Here is a 24,729-nt window from a genome sequence, read left to right as displayed (position 1 = left end):
ATTAAAATTTTACAATTTGACTGAAATCTCCAGCTTTAAGGGAAGCACCGCCAACTAAAGCGCCATCCACATCACTCTTACCCATAAGCTCAGAAATCGTAGAAGGTTTTACACTGCCGCCATATTGAATCCGCACTTTTTCAGCTGCTTCTTTGCCAAAAATACCGGCAATCGTTTCACGAATGAATTTACAAACTTCATTTGCTTGATCAGAAGTCGCTGTTTTACCAGTGCCAATCGCCCAAATTGGTTCGTAAGCGATAACAAGACCAGCAACTTGATCTGCCGTTAATCCAGCTAAATCCGCTTTAATTTGCCCACCGACAAAATCATTTGTTGTACCAGCTTCACGAGTTTCCAAAGATTCACCACAGCAAACAATTGGAATGATGCCAGCCGCAAGTGCTGCTTTTGTTCTTTTATTTACAGTTTCGTCTGTTTCGCCGAAATATTCACGACGTTCAGAGTGACCAATAATCGCATACTCTACACCGATTTCTTTCAACATTTCTGCCGAAATTTCACCAGTAAAAGCACCTTTTTCTTCCCAATGAATATTTTGTGCTCCTACATGGATATTCGTACCTTTCGCTGCTTCTTTTACAGCGGAAAGAGCAGTAAACGTAGGACAAACAACAACTTCAACATTCTTCGCATCTTTTACTAAAGCTGACAATTCTTTAACCAAAGCAGTACCAGCTGCCATTGTGTTGTGCATTTTCCAGTTACCCGCAATAATAGGTGTACGCATAATTTAAAATCCCCCTAAACATTTTATTTTTAAAATTATGAAAAACAACCTGCATTTATATTCTTTAGATTCATTGCGGACGTGCGCATTAGCACCGCCGCAGTAAATCATTCATTACTTATCAGCAAGTGCTGCAATTCCCGGTAAAACTTTACCTTCCAAGAACTCTAATGTTGCGCCGCCGCCAGTTGAAATATGTGTAATTTTATCAGAAAGTCCAGTCTTTTTAAGTGCTGCGATAGAATCACCGCCGCCAACGATACTAACTGCCGAAGAATCTGCAACTGCTTGCGCAACTGCTTCTGTTCCTTTTGCAAAGGCATCCATCTCAAAAACACCCATAGGTCCATTCCAAACAACTGTTTTTGCATCTTTTAAAGCTTCAGCATAAAGCGCAGAAGTCTTAGGACCGCTGTCTAAAGCTTCCCATGCTGGATCCACTTTATCTACATCAACGATTTTAGTATTTGCATCTGGAGCAAATTTGTCAGCGATTACAAGATCAACTGGCAATACCACTTTTACGCCTTTTGCTTCAGCTTGTCTTAATAAATCTAATGCCAATTCATATTTATCCGGTTCGCAAATAGACTTACCGATTTCATAGCCTTTTGCAGCATCAAACGTATGCGCCATACCGCCACCGATGATCAATGTATCTACTTTTTCAATTAAATTAGAAATGACACCGATCTTATCAGAAACCTTTGCTCCACCAATAATTGCAACAAAAGGACGTTCTGGATTTGCAACGGTTTGCCCAACAAATTGAATTTCTTTTTCCATTAAAAATCCTGCAACAGTTTCAATGTATTTCGTAATGCCTTCAACGGAAGCATGTGCACGATGAGAAACACCAAATGCGTCATTCACAGCCACATCTGCAAGTGCTGCCAATTGTTTTGCAAAAGCAGGATCATTTTTTTCTTCTTCTTTATGATAACGAAGATTTTCTAACAAAAGAATTTGACCTGGTTTTAAATCAGCTGCCATTTTTTCCGCTTCTGCGCCAACACAATCAGGTGCAAATTTCACTTCTTTACCAATTAATTCAGCTAAACGCTTTGCCACTGGCTGAACAGAAAATTTTGCCACCCGTTCTCCTTTTGGACGTCCAAGATGACAAGCAAGCACAAGTGCTGCATTATGTTCTAATAAGTAATTTAAAGTAGGTAGTGTAGCTCTGATTCTAGTATCATTGGTAATATTTAATTCTTCATCCATTGGTACGTTATAATCTACGCGGACAAAAACTTTTTTTCCATTTACATCTATATCTTTTATACTCTTTTTATTCAATGTAATAAGCCTCCTTTAAATTTAAAAATGGCCCGGCCCAAACAAGGCCGGACCCTTAAGATCACAAAAAACTATTTAAGTTCTGCAAAATATTTAATTGTGCGAACCATTTGGCTTGTATAGCTGTTTTCATTGTCATACCAAGAAACAACTTGCACTTGTGTAGTACCATTATCAAGTTCTGATACCATTGTTTGTGTAGCATCGAATAATGAACCGTATCTGATGCCAACGATATCACTGGAAACTAATTGTTCTTCAGTGTAACCGAAAGATTCAGTAGCCGCTGCTTTCATTGCTGCATTTACTTCATCTACTGTAACTTTACCATCAACAACTGCAATCAAGATTGTAGTTGAACCAGTTGGAACTGGAACACGTTGTGCAGAACCGATTAATTTACCTAATAATTCAGGAATAACTAAACCGATTGCTTTGGCAGCACCAGTGGAGTTAGGAACGATATTAACTGCTGCAGCACGGGATCTTCTTAAGTCACCGTTTCTTTGAGGGCCGTCTAAAGTCATTTGGTCACCAGTATAAGCATGAATTGTGCTCATAATACCGCTTTTAATAGCAGCTAATTTATGAAGTGCTTGCGCCATAGGAGCTAAGCAGTTTGTAGTACAAGAAGCTGCAGAAATAACTGTATCGCTAGCTTTTAATACATTATGGTTAACATTATATACAACTGTAGGAAGGTCGTTGCCTGCTGGAGCAGAGATAACAACTTTTTTAGCACCTGCTTTGATATGTGCAGAAGCTTTTTCTTTGGAAGTGTAGAAACCAGTACATTCAAGTACTACGTCTACATTAAGTTCGCCCCAAGGTAATTCAGCTGCGTTAGCTTTTGCATAAATCGTGATTTTTTTACCATCAACAGTAATAGAATCTTCACCAGCTGTTACTTTTTCTGCTAAAGCATATCTGCCTTGTGAAGAATCATATTTCAATAGATGTGCAAGCATTTTAGGACTTGTTAAGTCGTTGATTGCTACAACTTCATATCCTTCTGCCCCGAACATTTGTCTAAACGCAAGACGTCCAATACGTCCAAAACCATTGATCGCTACTTTTACTGCCATTGTGAAATACCCCCTAAAAAATTTTAAAATGTTTTCTGAGATTTCTCAGATTTTATTATTGACTGAATAGACCTAGCAGCGGCTTCATCAATAACCAAAACATCCTTACTGCCTGCCCTAGTTACTGCAAGAATAGCCTCGGCTTTATGTTTGCCGCCGGCTACCGCAATTTCTCTACCAACTCCTACCAGATCATTCAGACGAAAACCATTGCTACAGTACGTGTAAATACACTTACCTTCTAAATCAAAATAATGACCAAGTGTTTCTCCAACACCAAGTTTGCAAATCTTTTCTGCTATTTTTGGCATATGATTGCGTCTGCTGACCATTACATCAGCTCTGCCGATTCCATGCACCAAAACATCTGCATTTTTTATCAATTGCTCTATTTCAGCGACTGTACTATCGGTTGCTTTAATCGCCTCTAACGCTTCATCGTTTAAAATTTCAGGAATATGTAAAAGTCTATATTCTCCACCCAAATTTCCTGCCATAACAGACGCGACATGATTGGCTTGACGCTCAACTTTTTCGCCAAGACCGCCACGTGTCGGAACAACTAAGGTTCCTGCCATAGCTACATCTACAGCCTCTGCTACTGCAGCCATTGTAGATCCGCCGCTTACGGCAATGACCATATTATCTGATAAAACATCAACTAATATACGCGCTGCCACTCGTCCCAATTCCAAAAACACACACCGATCAGCTTCGCTGTCCCCCGGCACAATTTTCACTTCGTTTACACCAAGTTCATTTGCCAGATAGATTTCTAATTTAGCCAATCCATTCAACGCATCCACATACTCGGTTAAAGAGCTGACCATCGCTTGCCCTTCATCGGTCACTGACATGCCCAATCCAGACAATTGCAGAAGTCCTGCATTTTTTAATACTTTAACACCATTGCGAATACTGCACTCACTCAGCTCCAATTGCGTTGCCAGTGCTCTTCTGCCAATTGGCTGATTATAACGAATGTGTTTTAATATCTTATAACGTTCCTCAATAAGATTTACTAGTTCAGGTGCGATTTTTTTTTGCAATTTTATAATTTTATCGATTTCTTTCACAGCCATTGTCCTCTGGGTTATTTTTTACCCCACTGGTTCATTTTATATCCCACAGATATATTAACGCATAGAGTATCGATTGTCAATACGATTCTATAATTTTTCTTAATTATATGATATATAATTCTAATGTTGTATCTTATTGGAATTTATCTACTGCTTGTAATGTTCTGACTCATACAAAAAAATCCTGCTTTGTATGAAACAAAACAGGATTTTTATCATTTATTTATTTTTAACCAGAATGCTTTTACTTATACAAAAGCATTCTTCCCATCGCTAATTTACGAGTAGATCAATTTGCAAGCATTGCAAATTTTGCTTGAATCATAATTGCACATTCCATACGCTTTTGCTGCAGTTTACAACCAATTTCATAAGGAATTTTTATATCATCATGAAATAAATCGGCATTTGCATGACAGCCGCCGCTACAATAGAACCTCGCCCAGCATTTGCTGCACTCAGGTTTATTTAACACATGTGCCTGACGAAAATGCTGCGGCATTTCTTGATTTGTAACACCATCAAAAAGATTGCCTAGCAAATATTTATCACGCCCGACAAATTGATGACAAGGATATAAATCCCCATTTGGTGCTACTGCAAAATACTCGTGACCAGCTCCACAACCGCTAAGACGTTTCGCCACGCATGGTCCATTATTGATGTCCATATTGAAATGGAAGAATTCAAATCCATTGTCCGTTAATTTTCGCTGAATATAAGCCTCAGCCAATTTGTCATATTCTTCAAAGAGTTTCGGCAAATGCGCCTCGGTAATTTCATAATCACATTCCTTTGCAACGACCGGTTCAACCGACAAAAGTTTAAACCCTTGGTCAGCCATATCGAGTACATCGGCAGTAAAATCAAGGTTATACGCGGTAAAAGTTCCGCGCAAGAAATAGTTTTCTCCTCCGCGTGCGTCGACCAGCTTTCTAAAATTTGCTAAGACATTATCATAACTGCCTTTTCCTGCAACATTGGGGCGCATGCGGTCATGTACTTCTTTCCGTCCGTCCAAGCTAAGAACTACACTGATATGATTGTCATTTAAATATTGAATATTTTTATCATTCAACAATACACCATTTGTAGTAAGTGTCAATTTAAATTCTTTACCTGTCTCTTTTTCCCGTTTACGGACATATTCGACTACATGTTTCACAACTGGCATATTCATTAGTGGCTCGCCGCCAAAGAAGTCAATCTCACAATGCTTTCTCTGTCCGCTGCCTGCAATGATGAAATCTACAGCCTTTTCGCCAACTTCCTTGCTCATTAAACTTCTGTCATGTCCGAAGTCTCCCGTACCTGCAAAACAATATTTACAACGTAAATTACAATCATGTGCAACATGTAAGCAGAGCGATTTGACCAACGGTTCTTGGCTAAATGTCGGCGGAACGTCAATACTTGGCGCGAAAAGCTGCTTCGTTGCAATCAATTCTTCAAGTTCTTCAAGTGCCTCCATCATATCATTTTTATCATACTTAGAACTATATGCTGCTAAAACCTCCGCACGGTTTGTCCCATCATAAAGATCCATAAGATCGTAAATCATTTTATCTATTACATGTACGGCTCCGCTATTAATATCCAACATAATGTACATGCCGTTTAAATAAAATTTGTGTATTTTCTGCATGAACTTACAATTCTCCCATCTAAAAATCATTGGCTTTCATTTATTTTCTCGATAATCTGCTCATTTCGATGTCCGCTTGATACATGCATCGAATATTATCGGTCTATAACAACAAACAAGCCTCCTGCCATTAGGCAAGAGGCTATTTTTGCAGCCTATTTTGCGCAAACTTGATTCCCTACAGTGCAGGATGTTTTGCAAGCTGATTGGCAAGATGCCTGGCATTCGCCACAGCCGCCAGTATGTACTGTAGCTTGAAGAGAAGCTTTGTTCACAGTTGTAATACGTTTAGCCATCGATATAGCCCTCCTTATTGCAAAATACTTCATATGAAAAATAAGATACACATCTTATTTATATGACTACCCTTTATTTTATCTTTTTTTCAACTACTAAGCAAGTTTTATCGAATCCATTCTGTATCAATCTTGCGGCTGTAAAATCAATCTCGCCGGCAGATTCGACGCGCCTGGTGGTGAAAATTCAATCCATAACTCATCAAAATTATTATATTGCCCTAAGAAAGTAATATCTGTTGAACTGTTATTTTCACCGAAGAAAGGTTTGTTCAATGGTGTTGGGATCATATCCCCTTTTTCCTGAGAGCTTCTCTTGATATTGAGTGCCCCGGCATATACACCACCACGTGGATTTAAATAATAGTTGGTTTTACCAAAGCCTTGCGTTGGAATATGAATCTTATATAAAATTCCATAGTTGCCGTAGTTCTCGACAATACTGCCATCTGTTGCATCAATCCCGGTACGATACTGATCAAGTTTACCATCGGCTAAAGTGATTGCGACATTACCGTCTCTTTTCCCGTTATACACTTTTTCACCTTTTATGATCCGATCCATTCCGGTAAAAGTTCCACGAAGTTTCGCTTTATCAGCTGGCAAAACTTTAGCACGATCAACAAAAGTAAGTGGATTTTCATTTACTGGCAGCATGAGCATCGTAACCTTTAATGGTACTACTGCATTAAAATCAAAAATCCCATAAACTAATTTTTCTGGATCCACAACAATTTTATCCAACTTTGCACTCAATAATTTTTTACCGTGTGCCGGTACATGGGCAAATGCAATATTTGCATTCTTAAAATATTGCTCCTGTGTAGTCTTCCCTACATACAAATAATCTGCGCTTGGACCGCCAAAGGCATAATTACTAATCGTAATATCCACATCTTGATCTGTCGTATTTTCTAAAACAGCCACAATTTTTTTCGGTGACTGCGTTCCATTTAAATGATAATAGAGCAATCTTGTTTTTCCCTGTACCGTATCAGAGTAAAGGATACCATCCTCTTCTACAATTTCCGGACTGTCAGAAAATAACAAAGTGCCGCCAACATCTGCCGACATAACTTTCCATTCCGGCAAATTCATTAAATTTAATTGTGACTTATTCGCAGTCTTAGCAGCTGCTTCACCTGTCATAAACGTCATCAAACCCATTCCAAAGATAACCCCAGCCAACAAAGTACTTAAAACTCTCATTCTTTTCCCCCTACAAATCATGCATATAATATCATCGCTCTTATTCTAATTGAAACTACATTCCTAATCTTGTATACACATTGGCTTTTAATAAACGTAGTTTAAATTCCGTTAACCCCAATCTGGGATTCGGTACATTGACTCGATGCAGCAAATAAGGATTGGTATCAAATGTATTCAAACCACTTTTTCCTGTGAGTGCACCCAGATATTCGTTCTCTTTTAACAATGCTTCTGATTCTGCATCAAAACTGCCAAATGGATATGCCAGAAAAAATACTGTATTTAGACCTTTCCATTCCATTAATATTTTGGATGCAAAAATCTCTTCTTTTTTCTGCTCACTTGACAAGGTTGCCAATGGCACATGATTCGCCGTATGCGAGCCAATCTCCATATGATGCGCCTGCCAATCTTTCAATTGTTCTAACGTAAAATACGTTTCATCCTTGCCGATGTCATTGACTACCATGAACACCGTGCCTTTCATTCCGTATTGCTCCATAATCGGCATAGCCGTTGTATAATTATTTGCATAACCGTCGTCAAACGTTATAATAATCGGCTTTTCCGGCAAAACAAATTTTCCTTTTTTCGCTTTAGCAAACTCCAATAATGAAATTGCCGTATAGCCCTGCTCTTTTAAATATTGCATCTGCTGCTCAAACTCGACTGGCGAAACACTGTATGTCCCATCATCGTTATCAATACTATGATAAGCAAGGATTGGTACTCCTTTTTCTGGTGCAATCACACAACTGACCGTTACTGCGATGATACCTGCAACAAGAAAAGCACCTAGCGCCATAACTGCTTTTTTTACCCTCACTCTTCTTCACCTTCTATCAATTCTACTGCAATTTGTTCTAATTTACGCAACCGATGGTTCATCCCCGATTTGCCAATCTTATGATCATTTGCCTCAACAAGTTCTTGTAAATTTGCCTCCGGATGTGCTAAACGCAGCAAAGCAATCTCTTTTAAATTTGCTGGCAGCCGTCCTAATCCAATTTTCTGCTCGATAATTTTAATTCGTTCTAATTGCCGTACAGCCGCATTGACGGTCTTCTGCAAATTTGCCGTTTCACAATTAACCAAACGATTCACTTGATTGCGAACATCTTTTACATTCCGCGCAACTTCAAATTCAACTATGGCTTCCTCCGCCCCAACTAATCCCAAAAAATCAACAATAGCCTCACTGTCTTTTAAATAGACAATATAATCATTCTTTCGATCCGTCAGTCCAACCGGCATTTGAAACTTCTTAAATATATTGGATAACGTATTAGCAAAATTGATGTTGCCTGTTACCAGTTCCAAATGATAATCCCCCTCGGGTTTGCTTACAGAACCGCCGCCCAAAAAAGCGCCTCGCAAATAGGCTTGTCTACAGCAAGTTTTCTGTAGCATCCGTTCATCGCTGCTGACATTTAAATTTTCACCCTGCATAATTCCCAGTGTATGTAATAGCTCTCCCACTGCCGGTGCTGGAACAACTCGGATTAAGTAACTATTATTCTTTTTTAACCGCCGCGCCCGACTGACAACAACTTCTGTTTTTAATTTAAAATTATCCTTTATTAAAGTGAGCATTTTTCTCGCAATTGCTGCATTCTCGGTAGAAAAATTGATACCTAAATTCATCCTGCTTCCAATCGATACAGAAGCGCCCATACGCAACAACGCAACCAGTTCTGCGAACCTGCAGCAAGTATCATTTGCTACAACTCTCGCCAATTCATTTTTCACTTCTGCTGAAAACGATGACAATAGCCTTCATTCCTTTAATGCTTAGATTTCTTTCCATTCATCAAATAATAATCCATGATATTATCTGACCCTTTATTTACTAAATTCATAATGTTTCTTGATAATTTTACCGGATCATGATGACCAGCATCTGCTTCACTTACAATATCCGCTTTTAAATACCGTATCCCCAGATCTATCAGAGCCTCTTCATCCACTTGCACAGGATAGGAGCCTTCTTTTGCATATTTTTCTTGAATCACCGGATTCACTTCTTGATCATTTACCAACACATAATCAATCACCCCAGGGCCTACATGATCAAGAATCGCTTTTGCATGCATAGAAGCTGTATAACCATCGGTTTCGCCAGGCTGGGTCATTACATTACAGATATAAATTTTAGTTGCACGGCTCTTACGAAGTGTTTCCGTTACACCATTGACTAACAAATTAGGCAGCACGCTGGTATATAGACTGCCCGGTCCTAAAATAATCGCATCCGCATCAGCGATTGCATCAAGTGAACTCTTGACTGGTTCAACTTCCGGCGGATAAAGATGTACACGATCAATCCGTTTATGTACAAGCGGAATTTTCGATTCACCTTCGACGATTGTCCCATCCGTCATCGTCGCAATCAAGCGTACTCTTTGGGTACTTGCAGGTAATACGCGGCCCTTTACAGCAAGAACCTTACTAGATTCTTTTAAAGCCTTCTCTACGTCACCGAGCACCTCTGTCATAGCCGCAATAAATAAATTACCAAAACTATGCCCGGCCAAATCACCACAACCGCCAAATCGATGCTGAAATAATTTTTCCATCAAAGGCTCTGTATCGGCAAGTGCTACCAAGCAATTGCGCAAATCGCCCGGTGGAATCATACCTAAATCTTCCCGAAGACGTCCCGAGGAACCACCATCATCAGCCACCGTCACTACGGCCGTTACATTACTCGTCGCATTTTTTATTCCACGAAGCAATACCGACAATCCTGTCCCACCACCAATTACAGTAATTGCTGGTCCGCGATTCAGTTTACGTTTCTCGTAAATCAAATCTACCAGATTATCCGAATTATCAGGAATGAGAACCGTAATAACGGAACGAATAATCATCCGTGTAGCAAAAAGCATCACAGCAAAACCGACAATGATAACCGCTAAACCAATCACTGCCGTTGCCGTATAATTATACGTTCCCGTCGACATATAAACAGCCTTAAAAATGGCTTCTTCCAAATTACCGATATATTTATAATTTAAAACAAATGCTAAACCCAAACTGGCAAGCATAACACCCAGTGCAAACAAAACCAGCCATCGTTTAAATTTTAGTCCAGGATATAACCATTTTAATAAGTGCATACAAACACTCCTATATTTACAAAAAACTAATTTTGAGGATGTTCTAAAACTTCATTCTTCATTAGATCACGATGTTCCAAATTTACTGCATACCCTTGATTTTTTAAAAGTTCAAAAATTCTTTTTGCAATAAATACAGAACGATGCATCCCGCCTGTACAGCCAATCGCAATTACCAATTGACTCTTACCTTCCTTTACATAGTTTGGCACTAAAAAGGTAATCATATCATCTAATTTTTCGATAAATTGCTTCGTCACTGGCCATTTTTCTATATATTCAGCAACCTCTGGCACTGCACCGCTTTTAGGTCGAAGCGACTCTATGTAAAATGGATTTGGCAGAAAACGTACATCAAGCACCATATCTGCATCTAACGGCATACCAAATTTAAACCCAAAAGACAATACCGTGATATTCATCGACTCTCCATCGGCTCTTGAGCCAAACCAGTTAATGACTTTTTCTTTTAACACTGATTTTTTTAAATCAGATGTATCAATAATATGGGTTGCTCTGCCGCGAACCAGTTTCAATCGTTCTCTTTCCTTGGCAATCCCATCACTAATCCGTGAAGTTGGAGCCATCGGATGACGGCGGCGCGTTTCCTTATAGCGACGAATAATCGTGGCATCAGACGCTTCCATAAAAACGATTTCATAAGTAAATCCCTGTTCATCCATTTTATCTAAAACATGCATCAGCGTATCAAAAAATTCCCGACTTCTCGTATCGACAACCAATGCAACTCTGTTCACGCGTCCTGCAGAATGTGTACAAAGTTCTGCGAATTTAGGAATAAACATCGGCGGTAAATTATCTACACAAAAGTATCCTAGATCCTCCATATGCCGGCTTACTTGTGTCTTACCTGCTCCAGATAGTCCTGTGATTATAACGAGACGAAAGTCTTCCATATTTACCACCTCCTAAGTGAATTACTTAATTTGAATAAAGTCATTTCAATTATAGGGCAAAATAACAAAAAAAGCAAAATGTAAAAATTACAGTTTGATAAAAAGGTGAACGTTCTACCGTATCTATTTTTATTTGGCCTTTTCCGGAAAAATACGCTCCGAAGGATGAAAAAATACCGGCTTGCGTGAAAAAATCTGTTTGTTTGAACGAAGTGAGTTTACAGATTTTAGCAAGTCGGTATTTTTTCAAGTATTTTGGAGGTTTTTGGCCTAGACTTTTTGTTTCTTTACTATGAAAACCTCTTCTATATCCTAGAAAAAGGACGCACAAAGACAAGCCCTATAATTCAGGACAAAAAATATCGTATATAGACAATCAGGTTGTAGCTGTGGTGGGGCGCTCCCAACCCAAAGCCGCTAATTTCTTCAAATAGGATTGTATTTTCTTCTCTCGGTTAAATTGATTGTAATATTCCGAACCTAACTCTCGATAAGGAACTTTTGCTTTTAGTATGTAGTAAATAGCGATTAGTATGGAATGAGCCACAGCTACGGCGGCTCTGCTTTTTCCTCTTCGCGCTGCAATCCGTTGATATTGAGCTGAAAAAAAGCTTCCCTTCGTCTTTTGCGCAGCCTTAGCACATTGTACTAACATAGCTTTTAATGTTGTATTTCCATGCGTAGTTTTTCCACTCTTTCGTTTCCCTGCACTCTCATGGTTACCTGGCGCCACACCAGCCCAAGAACTAATATGTCTTTCGGTTGGAAACCGATTCATATTTAATCCGATTTCCGCTAAGATTGTTTCTGCACTGATTCTCCCAACACCCGGTATTTCATCTATGGCTGCGATGGCTTCTTCATATTTGTTCAAGTAGTCTTTGATTAGTTTGTCCATATCTTCGATACGTTTTGTCATATCGTCAATATGATCCAAGACATTACGAAGCAATCTGCGTTGCAAGGGCGAAATAATTCCATCAACGCAAGCCATGATTTCATTGAGTTTAGCGTGCATACTAGGATGAAGCAGCCTTAAAATCTCGTCTTCATCAAGCTTTTTATCTTGGACAATGCTTTCCAAAAGTCGCCTGGAACTCTTGCCGTTGATGGCACTTACTACACTGGATAGTTTCACATTGGCTCCTTCTAGCATTTTCTGCAATCGGTTCAGCTCTCGGCTTCGCTCATCAATCAAGCTCTTGCGATAGCGAGAGATTTCCCGTAGTTCCCGTTGTTCACGGTCTGGAATATAGCTTGCTTTTAGTAACCCATGTCGAAGAAGATCGGCAATCCATTCTGCATCTTTGACGTCGGTCTTACGACCAGGCAAAGCTTTCATGTGCTGGGCATTTACTACCATGGCATTGAGATCGGAAAGCTCAAAGATATTGTACAATGGTTTCCAGTAGGAAGCGGTACTTTCCATGGCAATCATTTGACAACCGGCGTCAACTAACCAAGCTGATAAATCTCTCAGTTCTTTTGTCGTTGTACCAAACTGACGAAGTTGCTGCTTTCCACCACAGATTAGACAGGCAACTATCATCTTTTTGTGTACATCAATCCCACAACAACGCTCATAAGTTATGTCCACAATACCATCCCCTTGTAGATAAAATATGGCGTGACTTCCTGTAAGTTATTACTTTACTACACGTCCTTTCGCCCGAAGGGGCTGGACAATATGTGGTGCAAGCAGGAAATCATATCAATTTTGGGGTCGAGTTCTTGACTCAAAAAGAATCGACCTTATGCCATACTTTAATTATACATCATTGTTTTCGTTCATGGTGATGCTACCGCTTGCGTTGCATCTTATTTTGGGGCAATGCCAAAAGAAAAGTATCGAGTTTAGTGTAAACTGCAAAGTTGTTTTATAAATAGAATGAATGCATTTTAATTCATTTTTATTATTTTAAAACATATTTTTCAATTGCAACTGCCACACCATCATGTTCATTATCTGCAGTGACCACCTTTGCAATTTCTTTTGCTTTATCAATTGCATTTCCCATTGCCACACCTAAGCCCACATAGCCTAACATATCAAGATCATTATCAGCATCTCCGAAAGCCATGACTTCCTCTTTTTTTATTCCCAATTCCCGAATTAATGCTTCAATTCCCACTGCTTTGTTAATGCCAAGTGCATCGATATCCACACTTACATTCGTATTCTGCTGTACCGTCAGCCTGCCATGAAACTGCGTGCTGACCGCCTTTTGTATTTCCTCAATTTTTCCATCCATATCACGAACTACAATTTGGATCACATGATCAAGATAATTTTCGAAATCGTCGCCAACTTCCGTCACTGAAAAACGACCGAGTACCTTAAACCCTTTAAAAAATTTCTCTTCAAATTCGCGCACATAGACTTTATCATCTACATACCATTGCACATGCCAGTTACGTTCGTAGCATAATGCAATCACTTCTCTAGCAAGATCTTTTTCAAAACAATGCATAAATAAGGCTTCACCCGTATAAGGTCTCACTAATCCGCCATTGCAAGAGATAATCGGCAAAGTAACCCCTATCAATCTTGCATAATGTGCAGCAGCAAGACACATCCGTCCGGTAGCAACCGTTACCATGACACCTTGCTCCTGTGCTTTTGCAATTGCCGCTTTATTCCGGTCGGAAATCATTTTATCATCCGTTAATAAAGTTCCATCTAAATCAGTCACAATTAATTTTATCGCCATAACTTTTCCTGCCTATTTATTTAAAATATATTGATGAATTGCTGCCGCAACACCACTATGCTCACAATCTGTGGTCACCGCTGATACAATGGCTTTTACATGATCTCTTGCATTCCCCATCGCAATACTGAACCCAGCTGTTTTCAAAATTGGCAAATCATTATCCGAATCACCAATTGCCATGACTTCCTCTTTTGTTAAATGCAGCTTTTTCATTAAAATATCCAATGCAACTGCTTTATTCACATTTGGATTGACAATTTCAACATACTCTGGATTTGATTTCGTAGCAAAAATAGAATTTTTAAAACGCTCTCTTAAGCTTGCTACAACCGCATCACTCTCAGCGCCGTCCTTCGTAATAATTAACATTTTAGGAACCTTGTCTATAACTTCATATAATTTGTCACCTAGTGCAACACCTTTTAATCCTGCCAAAAATTCATAACTTTTCGCTTTTTCATCATGTTCTCTAAAATATAACACATCATCTGCATAGGATTGAATATACCAGCCTTGTTCTTTACAATAATCATAAATTTCCGCAACAACAGCAGGATCAAGATATCTCTCAAAGAGCACTTCACCCGAAACAGTTTTTATCAATGCTCCATTATAAGTAATAATCGGTGCATCCACGCCCAACTGTTTTGCATAAGGAAGCGTAGAAGCGTACATTCTTCCAGTCGCAATTGTTACTGTAATCCCTTTCGCTGCAATCTCACGAATTGCAGTCTTATTTTCTTCCGAAACTTCATGATTTTTATTCAATAACGTACCATCTAAATCTGTAACAAACAACTTAACTGTCATTTGGCTGCCTCCCGAAATTTATTTTTATTCTAGTAAGATTCCCCTAAAAACACGACATAATAAATTTATTATACACAAAAAGAATAAATCCTTTATAAAAATACAAGAAAGTTATCTGCAACCGAAAAAAGCAGCCAAAAGGCTGCTTCTCAGTATGTAGTGATTTTATAATAGTTATGTTAAAAATCACAAAACAATTACATTCGTTCCACTTATAAACTATCTGTCCATAGTATGCCTACACGCTAAAAAAGCAGCCAAAAGGCTGCTTTTTATCGCTACATATATACTTATGTAAAACTTACTTAGGATAAAGATTCATTTAATAATGCGTTTGTTTTGCGAACAGCTTCAACGCTCTTATCAAATAAAGCTTTTTCTTCAGCATTTAATTTAAGATCAACGATTTTTTCAATACCGTTTTTACCAAGAACTACTGGAACACCGATACAAATATCTTTTTCGCCGTATTCACCATCAAGCGATACACAGCAAGGAATTAATTTTTTTGCATCCGTTGCAATTGCTTCAGCTACTGTAGCGCCTGCTGCACCTGGTGCATACCAAGCGGAAGTACCAAGAAGACCAGTTAATGTAGCGCCACCAACCATAGTATCAGACACTACTTTATCCAAAGTTGCTTTATCTAAGATTTGTGTAACAGGAATACCTCTATAAGTAGCAAAACGAACAAGAGGAATCATTGTAGTATCACCATGACCACCAATTACCATTCCATCAACATCCGTAGGTGTGCAACCTAGAGCTTGGCTTAAATAATATCTGAAACGACTGCTGTCAAGCATACCGCCCATACCAATAATACGGTTTTTAGGAACGCCGCTATCTTTAAGAGTCAAGTAAGTCATCGTATCCATTGGATTGGAAATTACTACAAATACAGCATCTGGTGAGTATTTTAAAATCTCATCTACAACACTTTTAACGATTTTTGCATTTGTACCAATTAATTGTTCACGCGTCATACCAGGTTTACGAGGAATACCGGATGTAATTACAACGACTGCAGAACCAGCTGTTTTGCTATAATCATTCGTGGAACCAATAATTGTGGTATCAAAACCCATCATATGAGAAGTTTGCATCATGTCCATAGCTTTACCTTCTGCAACACCTTCTTTGATATCCAATAATACCAATTCACTAGCAAAACCTTTTAATGCGATAATATTCGCAACTGTAGCACCAACATTACCTGCTCCAACAACTGTAACTTTCATAATAAACAAAAACCTCCTCTTATTTAAGACGTGCCAATCCTCCTCTTTGCATGCAAAAAGGGCGTACAACATCTTTATAACTACAAGCCATACATATTATGGGATGAAGTTTCCTTATGTAAAGTATAGCAAACTAGGTTTTAAAAATCAACGAAATTATTATTCTAACATTAATTAAATTTATCGAATTTATCTGTTAAAAATGGTAATCCTATAAATTGAACATACAATTAAATTTTAGGGAGGTTTTACGATGTCTATCCTTGACAAAATCAACGAAGAAACACGCGTATTATTTAATAACTTTTTCGACAAAGAACCATTGAATTATCTCGAAGCAGCAACACTCTACGGTGTGGTTGCTCAAGGACGCTACAATGTAGCTTTGTTAGAAGTGTTATACAACCATGCACAAGATGAAGACTTAAAAGTGCTGATTAAAGAAGCTTTATCTACGCATACGCGTGTCGTAATTGACCAATCCGAAGAAATTCTCCAAGAAAACGGAAACCAAATCCCAAATCTAACGTTCAGTCATCGTACGCTTCATAAAAAATCGCTTTCCATCGACCCTGATGCACATTTGACAGATGGAGAAATCGCAATCGCTGTAGGCACCATGGCAAAAGCCTCACAAATGGCAATGCTGACTGCCCTGCATCAGTCCTACCAAGTAGATGTTGCTATGATGTATAAAGATCTCCTCAATCGGGGCTTAGACTGGGATTATAAATTATTGCAGCTCATGCTTAAACGCGGCTGGCTGCCTCGCCTGCACAAAATGACACATTAAAATAAAAATACGCAAAGCAAAACAAAAACTACCAAACAAACATTTGGTAGTTTTTGTTTATCTATTATTCATTTACTTCTTCAAATTCATCTTTACCGACACCACATAAAGGGCAAACAAAATCATCGCCCAATTCTTCAAAAGTCACACCCGGATCAATCCCATTATCAGGATCTCCCTCAGCTTCATCATAAATATAACCGCAAACTACACAAGCCCATTTTGCCATTATAACAACCTCCTAAATTCAAATACATTACGTAAAAATAGTATATAAAATGTGTATTCCTATCCCTATTATAACCTATATTTCATAAATTCATATATCTAAAAGAAAAAAATTTTGTCACCAACCGCGATTGGATCCTCCGCCGCCTCCGGAGCCCCCGCCGAATCCGCCTCCGCCGCCTCCTCGTCTTCCTCCGCGAGAGCTGAGAATCGCCAGAATTAACGTCGTAAACCGACCACCGAAAAATATAAAATCTAAAAGTACCAAGGCTACAATTCCCACAACCCCAGCAGCCGTAAACAATGTATCAAAAAAACTTGCTTCTCGAGGTTCAGGTGCTTTTTCCGGTTTTGCCTGTTCAGCCACCTTTACACCATATTCATCAGCAACAATATTGGTTAAAGCAAAATAGCCGTTAACGATACCACTTTCATAATCACCGGCTTTAAAATATGGCAACATATACGTATCCTGAATTTCACCGGTCTTCCCATCAGGAAGCGCTCCCTCTAATCCATAGCCAATTTCCAATCTTGATTTTTTGTCATCCACCGCAACCAGCATTACAACTCCATTATTTAAAGTTCGATCACCTACGCCCCATTGACGAAGAATCTCCAGACTATACGCTTCAATCGGCATCTCTTGAAGCGTTTTTGTTGTTACTACCACAATTTGGGCTTTTGTTTGTCTTTGCAGTGCATCACCCATACGATTTATTTTCTGCTTTGTCTGATCAGAAAGAACATGTGCGTAGTCCTGCACATAAATACTGTTTGTCGGTTTTGGGGGAATCTCTGCCTTTGCCAAAGCGACAGAACTCATACATGCAAAACACAATATCAATATGCTAATAAACGATTTCTTTAACAAACGAGTTCACCTGCCTTTTAGCCGTTGCAGCTTTCAGTAACTATGCTAAAACTTTACTTCAGGAACTGTTTTACTAGTCTCCGCCGCTTTAAAATATTCACGTTCAGAAAATCCTAACATTCCCGCATATATACTGGATGGAAAGGTCTTCACCTTTGTATTAAAAACTTGTACCGTATTATTATAATCTTGGCGAGCAACCGTCATACGATTTTCTGTCCCAGCAAGTTCATCCTGCAACGCACGAAAGTTTTGATCCGCTTTTAAATTCGGATAGTTTTCTGCTACCATCAGCAATCTGCTTAAAGCACCACTCAATTCACCATCAGCTTCTGCTTTCGTTGCTGGAGTTTGTGCACCGGCAAGTTTTGCTCTCGCATCTGCCACTGACTGAATTGCCGCTTGTTCATGGGCAGCATACCCTTTGACCGTATTGACTAAATTCGGAATCAAATCAGCCCTGCGTTGCAGTTGATTTTCCACCTGCGCCCATTTCCCATTGATATCCTCATTCATTCCAACCAAACTATTATATCCACTCACTGCCATCACCACAACAATTACCGCAACAATACCAGCAATCATCCAACCTTTCATAAACCTTCCTCCATTCTATGTAAAAATTTATTTGCTAGATTATGTTTACATTATACCATGATTTTATAAATTCTACTCATACTACACTTTGCTTTAAAAATATGAAACGTCTTTTCAACAAAAACTTCACCTTTTCAACGCACTTATTTTTTTATCTAACAACCTGCGAAAACGACTTTTAAGTTTTACTTTCAAATGGACTTTGCGATTAAATCGATGTAAAGTGTCTATTTTTGAAATCTTACTTACTTTTTCAATCATAAAAAATCCGCCTTTACTTATTTTTAGATCTGCTACAGCCTGCATGTAAAAAAACTATGACAACAAGCCACGATTTAACAACCAATTTTCGTATTGGGTTATAAATGGAATGTAATTGCTGATTGCCTATTTACTTATAGGCATATTTTTATTTTATCTACAATCTGTATCGTAAGATATTGGGTTCAAGTTAATAGCATAAAAAAGATATTTCAGTAATCTTTCTTGACAAACACCAGATCCATACTAGAATTTAAGTATATCAGCACGTAGAGTTTCATTTACTTTCTAATTTGCTGTCACAAATATTTTATTTGTCTACGATTTAAGATCTATTATTGTTAGAGAGGTGCATATCCTTTGAAAAAAACTGTCTTTATTCTTTTCCTTTTACTCTCTTTTACAGCAACCGGCTTTGCTAAATCAACACTCCCTGTCAGTAAAGGTCTGATTATCGATGAAGATCTAAAGGTCATAGCAGTTCACCTTTTCGGGCCGGCGTTTTATGCCGGAATTCGTCCTGCCGACCAACTCCTTCCCCTAGATGAAAATGCAAATCAAAAAGTCATGGACACTTCCACAGAAATACTGATCGAACGAAACCAGCAGATCTACAAAACACGCGTTTCCCCCAAGCAACTTACAAAATCAACAGAACAATCCATTTTCTTACTTTCTCCGAATTCATTAACCATACAAAATGTAGCACACACTATACAATCAAGTCCATCACTCAAACAAGTACTGCCGATACAAAAATTTGACGAACAATGGGGTCTTCTTTATACTTCCGGAGAATTAAATTCTCAAGATCCTCATATGCTTGATTACATTTTGACAACATCTTTCCCCTCGGCGATTCGTCTAAAAACCGTGATCTACTCTACAAGCGGAGAATTCAACACATTCCAAATCTTTCATATGGATATGACCTTTGAAGAAAAGATAAATGACACCTGGCGTAAGGTTCCATCCACCGGAATTTTAGAAGAAGAAATACTACAAAAAATAATGAAGGCAAAAGAGTAAAACTCTTTTGCCTTCATTCAGCGTGTAGACAAATTATGTCTAGGATCACATATGCCTGTTAGCGAGCAGGTAAAAGTTGATGTACCCCATCTACCATCATCGCTAAAAAGATGATCAAAGCGAGATAATATGTACCATACATGAACTTCGCCTCTAATGAAACACAGTAATACGCCTCTGATTCCGCATTTTCTTTATCTTTAAATGTTTTCCAAACTTGCGGAATCGCTAAAATTGCAATAAAAATCAACAATGGATTTGGATGATAGATGAAAACTGCCACTAAAATTGGCAGCCCCAGCAACCATAAACGCGGCGACAAAACACCCGTAATACGTCCTCCATCTAATGGCGGAATGGGAATAAGATTAAATAAGTTAATAAAAAATCCCGAATAAGAGATTGCTAGCAGTAAAGTATTGTTCCATTCACGGGCTGCGAAATAACAAAGCAATGCTCCTATCGTTCCTAGTAAAGGTCCGCCAAAACCAACATAAGCTTCTGTTTCTGCATCACGCGGCATTTCTTTCAATGCAATCCATGCCCCAACAAAAGGAATGAATACAGGTGCCCCGACATCAAGCCCTTTTTGTTTCGCCGCCAGATAATGCCCCATCTCATGTATAAAAATAAGACCTACTAAACCTACTGCATACTTCCAGCCATAAATAAATGCATACGTCACTACAGACAGTACCATTGTACCGCCTGTAGTTAATATTTTGCCAAATTTTAAAGAACTCAGTAATAATAAAATGATTTTCATCTTTTATAAAATTGTTATGTCATGCATTTAGATCTTTACATGATCATATCGTTTCCTCTCCCTGAAAACTTGCATATAAATTTATGCTTTTGGTTCCTTTTCAGATTCTATTTTTTGTTTTGTCTCTTCTGATGGGGTTTCATCTGTTTCTTTTATCAGCTCTGTTTCTGCCGATACCGTATCCTGCGCTGTGGTAATCTCTTCAACTGCCTCTTCCGGTTCTTCTTGGTCCTTTTTCTTTTTGCCAACAAACTTTAAAATTAATGCGCCAAGCCCAGCCCCTGCAACAATTAATACTTTAATCCATTTTAATGCAAATGCCGCAATCAATGCAAAAAAGCCTAATTTTTTTGCAGCCACACCTGCAACCAAAGTTGCCAATCCATATTCCGCAACTTTATCTGTAGATGAATTGAAATCTGTATATTTCTTTCCTTCTACAAACGTTGTGCTATCTAACAATTTTGCAATTTGTGGTTTATAAAGCTCAATCTTGTCCACACTTGTCACCAAATTCATTGTTAAATAACCTTCTCGGCCTAAAACATATGTATTATAGTTAATACTTTGCTCTGCTAAAGTAGCCTTCGTACCTTTATCTTGTGCCGATAAAGCCCATACCAGCTGTTTTTTTGTTGCATCATATTTAGGTTCTTGCACCCAGCCGATAATTTCTAATTCAGGAATTCCTTTTTTTACTCTTTCTTTATTTCCTTCTTCTGTTCCTTCTTTCAAACTATCAAATAATTCTTCAACATCCCAATTTTTTGCATCATCATCTTTAATAAAGCCTTCGGAATAATACTTTACTACAACCATATAATCATCTTGTTGATTTTCAGAAAAAATCATACCTAAGAGATCCTTAGAATTCGGATTCCCCCATGCAGATAAAAGTTTTCCAGCTTCTGGCTGTGGTATGAAAATAAACCCCTTTGGTAAATTGATCACTGCTTGATCCTTTAATTTTATTTCTTTCGGGCCACTCTGCTGTACTCTTTCTGCAGCATCAAGTGCCCTGTTCACTTCATTTTCATTCGCTGCATTTGCCGCCAATACTGTAGATGAAACAAATAAAACCATGAAAATACTACCCAATAAAATACGTAAAAACTTCTTCAAAATGTTACCCCCAATTATTCGTTAAAACTTTATAAGTACTTATGCAAATATAGATTTTACTTGCATAAGTGAAAAATTCTAATATCAAGCACAACTTTCCTTCTATTTTTAGTTTAATTTGTCAAAAATGGTAATATGGTCTTAGTTTAAATAATTTCTATAAGCTAAAACTCCTAATTTTTAGCCATAAACTTCCACTTCAATGCGTTTTCAGCTGATAGCATGAATTTAAACAACCTATCTTTTAATAGATCGCATATACTCTTTTTCAATCATTACTCCATTAAATATTTTTGGAATATCCTACAAAAAAATTAAAATTTATCAATTTATATATTGACAATCATTCTCACTTGTGAAATAATAAGAGTCAACAGATAATCATTATTGATTATTAAATTTAGAAATGAAATTTTAGGAGGTATGAACCATGTCATTAATTGGTACAGAAGTACAACCATTCACAGCGCAAGCTTATAAAAACGGCTCCTTTGTTGAAGTAACAGAAGCCGACCTTAAGGGAAAATGGAGCGTGATCTGCTTCTATCCGGCCGATTTTACATTTGTATGCCCTACAGAACTTGAGGACCTGCAAAATCATTATACAGCATTACAAGAATTAGGAGTTGAAGTATATTCCGTGTCCACGGATACGCACTTCACACACAAAGCTTGGCATGACACATCAGATGCAATTCGCAAAATTACGTATGCAATGATCGGTGATCCATCTCACACATTGGCTAGAAATTTCGACGTATTGATCGAAAGCCAAGGGCTGGCAGACCGTGGTACTTTTATCATAGATCCTGATGGAATCATTCAAGCAGTTGAAATCAATGCAGGTGGTATTGGGCGTGACGCCAGCACCCTGCTCAATAAAATTAAAGCGGCACAATATATCCGCAAAAATCCGAAAGAAGTCTGCCCTGCCAAATGGAAAGAAGGTTCAGCAACACTGAAACCTAGTCTTGATTTGGTCGGCAAGATTTAAGAGGTACAAAAAATGTTACTGGATTCAGAAATTAAAAATCAATTAAATCAATATCTTCAACTGCTGGAAGACGATATCGTACTTAAAGTAAGTACAGGTTCTGATGCTGTATCCAGTGATATGACTGCTTTGGTCAATGAAATCGCTGACTTGTCTTCCAAAATCAAAATAGAGACTGCTGTCTTGCCGCGAACCCCTAGCTTTAATGTGACACGAAATGGTCATGATTATGGCGTAGTATTCGCTGGAATTCCGTTAGGACATGAATTCAATTCACTGGTTTTGGCTTTGCTTCAAGTTAGCGGGCGTCCACCAAAAGTGGAACCTCATATCATTGATCAAATTAAAGCCATTCAAGGAACCTATCATTTTGAGTCTTATATTAATCTTAGCTGCCACAACTGTCCTGAAATCGTGCAAGCCCTAAACCTAATGAGTATACTAAATCCGGGTATTTCGCATACGATGGTGGATGGAGCAGCATTTACAGCAGAAGTAGAGCAAAAAGATATCATGGCCGTACCAACCATTTACTTGAACGGCACATATTTTAATAGTGGACGCATGACGCTGGAAGAAATCCTTACCCAGCTTTCCCCAACAATCGTCGCAGCCCCACTAGAACCGAAAGATCCCTTTGATGTTTTAGTTGTAGGCGGTGGACCTGCCGGTGCCAGCGCAGCCATTTATGCGGCGCGCAAGGGAATTCGTACCGGTATTGTAGCCGAACAAATTGGCGGTCAAGTAAAAGAAACTTTAGGGATTGAGAATTTTATTGGTGTTAAATATACAGAAGGACCAAAGCTGGCTGCTGATTTAGATGCACATATCAGAGAATATGACATCGATATCATAAAAGCACAGCGAGCCAAACAATTAACAAAAAAAGATTGGCTTGAACTTGAATTAGAAAATGGTGCTATTCTGAAAAGTAAAACCATGATCCTTGCAACCGGTGCCCGTTGGCGTAATGTAGGCGTACCAGGTGAAAAAGAATTTAAAAATAAAGGCGTGGCTTATTGTCCTCATTGCGACGGACCTATTTTTAAAGGCAAACGCATTGCTGTCATAGGCGGTGGAAATTCTGGAATCGAAGCAGCCATTGACTTGGCTGGAATCGTGCAGCATGTAACAGTTCTCGAATTCATGCCAGAGCTGAAAGCCGACCAGGTGTTGCAACAGCGTCTTTACAAATTACCAAATGTCACTGTACTAAAAAATGTACAAACAAATGAAATTACCGGTACTGACAAAGTAAATGGTATTACCTATACAGAACGTACAACCGGTACTTCTCATCACTTAGAGTTGGAAGGTGTATTTGTTCTCATCGGTCTAGTCCCAAATACGGACTGGCTTGGTGAAGTTGTCGATCGCAACCGATTAGGTGAAATTGTCGTTGACAAACATAGTGCAACCAGCCTTGCTGGTGTATTTGCAGCTGGAGATTGCACGGACAGTGCCTACAAACAGATCATCATTTCCATGGGTTCTGGAGCAACTGCCGCCCTCGGTGCTTTCGATTACTTAATTCGTAACTAAATTCAAAAATCCGTAAACTATATTTTATTAATATAGTTTACGGATTTTTTTTGACCATTTATATTTATGCTTTCAGACAAATGCATATCGCTTATTCACTATGTGAATTTTTTTATTTTGTTTACAATCTGATGTACGATCAAGCATACATTAGATGAAAGAATGCTATAAATATGATAATTTTTATTTTCTGTCTTTAATTAGTCTTTGGTATTCATTGAGCAGTGCATCTAAATTTTGACTTGCAGATACAACTTGCGGATCGGTCAAAGCCCTTCCCTCTGCTATTTTGTTGAGCTTGCTTCGCAATTCTTCAATGCTTTTTAATACCTCATCTAAATCTGACAAGCAC

General features: G+C 38.4%; 25 protein-coding genes. 4 read left to right on the top strand and 21 right to left on the bottom strand.

Annotated features, from left to right (window positions below):
- Position 1 precedes the first annotated feature (1 nt).
- The 15 genes from tpiA to mdh form a co-directional block, all read right to left on the bottom strand.
- Positions 2-751: a triose-phosphate isomerase gene (tpiA, locus tag BN6559_RS14530; RefSeq protein WP_110955395.1), complete on the bottom strand. Its 750-nt coding sequence runs from the start codon at positions 749-751 to the stop codon at positions 2-4.
- Positions 752-865: 114 nt separating this feature from the next.
- Entirely contained in the window at positions 866-2,050 is a 1,185-nt protein-coding gene (locus tag BN6559_RS14525) for a phosphoglycerate kinase (RefSeq protein WP_110955394.1), read from the bottom strand.
- 71 nt (positions 2,051-2,121) lie between these two features.
- Positions 2,122-3,135: a type I glyceraldehyde-3-phosphate dehydrogenase gene (gap, locus tag BN6559_RS14520; protein ID WP_110955393.1), complete on the bottom strand. Its 1,014-nt coding sequence runs from the start codon at positions 3,133-3,135 to the stop codon at positions 2,122-2,124.
- Positions 3,136-3,158: 23 nt separating this feature from the next.
- On the bottom strand, positions 3,159-4,211 hold the full coding sequence (locus BN6559_RS14515; protein WP_199884028.1) for a sugar-binding transcriptional regulator: 1,053 nt from the start codon (positions 4,209-4,211) through the stop codon (positions 3,159-3,161).
- A gap of 295 nt (positions 4,212-4,506) precedes the next feature.
- A complete protein-coding gene (gene scfB, locus BN6559_RS14510) occupies positions 4,507-5,862 on the bottom strand; it encodes a thioether cross-link-forming SCIFF peptide maturase (RefSeq protein WP_110955391.1) in 1,356 nt (451 codons plus the stop codon).
- Between the two features lie 155 nt (positions 5,863-6,017).
- The gene (gene scfA / locus BN6559_RS14505) at positions 6,018-6,158 is read right to left on the bottom strand and encodes a six-cysteine ranthipeptide SCIFF (RefSeq protein ID WP_110955390.1); all 141 of its coding nucleotides are present in this window, start codon (positions 6,156-6,158) and stop codon (positions 6,018-6,020) included.
- 126 nt (positions 6,159-6,284) lie between these two features.
- Positions 6,285-7,367: a copper amine oxidase gene (locus tag BN6559_RS14500; protein ID WP_110955389.1), complete on the bottom strand. Its 1,083-nt coding sequence runs from the start codon at positions 7,365-7,367 to the stop codon at positions 6,285-6,287.
- A 55-nt stretch (positions 7,368-7,422) separates the two neighbouring features.
- A complete protein-coding gene (locus BN6559_RS14495; protein WP_199884027.1) occupies positions 7,423-8,196 on the bottom strand; it encodes a polysaccharide deacetylase family protein in 774 nt (257 codons plus the stop codon).
- Positions 8,193-9,140, bottom strand: coding sequence for a DNA-binding protein WhiA (gene whiA, locus BN6559_RS14490; protein WP_110955388.1), 948 nt, complete (start codon positions 9,138-9,140; stop codon positions 8,193-8,195). The genes BN6559_RS14495 and whiA overlap by 4 nt, the downstream gene beginning before the upstream one ends.
- Positions 9,141-9,154: 14 nt before the next feature.
- Positions 9,155-10,489 carry a gluconeogenesis factor YvcK family protein gene (locus BN6559_RS14485; RefSeq protein ID WP_110955387.1) on the bottom strand — a complete coding sequence of 445 codons (1,335 nt, stop codon included), beginning with the start codon at positions 10,487-10,489 and terminating at the stop codon, positions 9,155-9,157.
- A gap of 26 nt (positions 10,490-10,515) precedes the next feature.
- A complete protein-coding gene (gene rapZ / locus BN6559_RS14480) occupies positions 10,516-11,406 on the bottom strand; it encodes an RNase adapter RapZ (protein ID WP_110955386.1) in 891 nt (296 codons plus the stop codon).
- Between the two features lie 376 nt (positions 11,407-11,782).
- Complete coding sequence (locus BN6559_RS14475) at positions 11,783-13,003, bottom strand: IS110 family RNA-guided transposase (protein ID WP_110953917.1); 1,221 nt, start codon at positions 13,001-13,003, stop codon at positions 11,783-11,785.
- Between the two features lie 316 nt (positions 13,004-13,319).
- Complete coding sequence (locus tag BN6559_RS14470; protein ID WP_110955385.1) at positions 13,320-14,117, bottom strand: Cof-type HAD-IIB family hydrolase; 798 nt, start codon at positions 14,115-14,117, stop codon at positions 13,320-13,322.
- 12 nt (positions 14,118-14,129) lie between these two features.
- Complete coding sequence (locus BN6559_RS14465; RefSeq protein ID WP_110955384.1) at positions 14,130-14,930, bottom strand: Cof-type HAD-IIB family hydrolase; 801 nt, start codon at positions 14,928-14,930, stop codon at positions 14,130-14,132.
- Between the two features lie 305 nt (positions 14,931-15,235).
- Positions 15,236-16,171: a malate dehydrogenase gene (gene mdh, locus BN6559_RS14460; RefSeq protein ID WP_199884026.1), complete on the bottom strand. Its 936-nt coding sequence runs from the start codon at positions 16,169-16,171 to the stop codon at positions 15,236-15,238.
- Positions 16,172-16,424: 253 nt separating this feature from the next.
- Between mdh and BN6559_RS14455 the strand changes: the two genes are divergently transcribed.
- Complete coding sequence (locus BN6559_RS14455) at positions 16,425-16,964, top strand: DUF3231 family protein (protein ID WP_110955383.1); 540 nt, start codon at positions 16,425-16,427, stop codon at positions 16,962-16,964.
- A gap of 64 nt (positions 16,965-17,028) precedes the next feature.
- On the opposite strand, the gene rd is transcribed toward BN6559_RS14455, so the two are convergent.
- The 3 genes from rd to BN6559_RS14440 form a co-directional block, all read right to left on the bottom strand.
- Positions 17,029-17,193: a rubredoxin gene (gene rd / locus BN6559_RS14450; RefSeq protein WP_110955382.1), complete on the bottom strand. Its 165-nt coding sequence runs from the start codon at positions 17,191-17,193 to the stop codon at positions 17,029-17,031.
- 117 nt (positions 17,194-17,310) lie between these two features.
- Positions 17,311-18,003, bottom strand: coding sequence for a TPM domain-containing protein (locus tag BN6559_RS14445; RefSeq protein ID WP_199884025.1), 693 nt, complete (start codon positions 18,001-18,003; stop codon positions 17,311-17,313).
- A gap of 108 nt (positions 18,004-18,111) precedes the next feature.
- Positions 18,112-18,663, bottom strand: coding sequence for a LemA family protein (locus BN6559_RS14440; protein ID WP_110955381.1), 552 nt, complete (start codon positions 18,661-18,663; stop codon positions 18,112-18,114).
- Positions 18,664-19,284: 621 nt separating this feature from the next.
- Here BN6559_RS14440 and BN6559_RS14435 point away from each other — a divergent pair.
- On the top strand, positions 19,285-19,953 hold the full coding sequence (locus tag BN6559_RS14435) for a hypothetical protein (protein WP_110955380.1): 669 nt from the start codon (positions 19,285-19,287) through the stop codon (positions 19,951-19,953).
- Positions 19,954-20,011: 58 nt separating this feature from the next.
- Here BN6559_RS14435 and BN6559_RS14430 read toward each other — a convergent pair whose 3' ends face one another.
- Both BN6559_RS14430 and BN6559_RS14425 read right to left on the bottom strand, forming a co-directional pair.
- Positions 20,012-20,653, bottom strand: a complete 642-nt coding sequence (locus tag BN6559_RS14430) for a site-2 protease family protein (RefSeq protein ID WP_199884024.1) — start codon at positions 20,651-20,653, stop codon at positions 20,012-20,014.
- A gap of 147 nt (positions 20,654-20,800) precedes the next feature.
- Positions 20,801-21,841, bottom strand: a complete 1,041-nt coding sequence (locus BN6559_RS14425) for a DUF2167 domain-containing protein (RefSeq protein ID WP_110955378.1) — start codon at positions 21,839-21,841, stop codon at positions 20,801-20,803.
- Between the two features lie 430 nt (positions 21,842-22,271).
- On the opposite strand from BN6559_RS14425, the gene ahpC reads away from it, so the two are divergent.
- Complete coding sequence (ahpC, locus tag BN6559_RS14420) at positions 22,272-22,835, top strand: alkyl hydroperoxide reductase subunit C (RefSeq protein ID WP_110955377.1); 564 nt, start codon at positions 22,272-22,274, stop codon at positions 22,833-22,835.
- Positions 22,836-22,847: 12 nt separating this feature from the next.
- Positions 22,848-24,377, top strand: a complete 1,530-nt coding sequence (ahpF, locus tag BN6559_RS14415; protein ID WP_110955376.1) for an alkyl hydroperoxide reductase subunit F — start codon at positions 22,848-22,850, stop codon at positions 24,375-24,377.
- A 183-nt stretch (positions 24,378-24,560) separates the two neighbouring features.
- Here the strand turns inward: ahpF and BN6559_RS14410 are convergent, their stop codons facing one another.
- Positions 24,561-24,725 (bottom strand): aspartyl-phosphate phosphatase Spo0E family protein, encoded by a 165-nt coding sequence (locus BN6559_RS14410; RefSeq protein WP_110956419.1) that lies wholly within the window; start codon positions 24,723-24,725, stop codon positions 24,561-24,563.
- Positions 24,726-24,729 lie beyond the last annotated feature (4 nt).

The organism is Massilibacillus massiliensis, assembly GCF_900086705.1.
In the GTDB taxonomy this organism is placed as follows: Bacteria; Bacillota; Negativicutes; order FLKF01; family FLKF01; genus Massilibacillus; species Massilibacillus massiliensis.
Note: the sequence above shows the minus strand (reverse complement) of the source record. Positions and strands in the feature narration are given on the sequence as shown.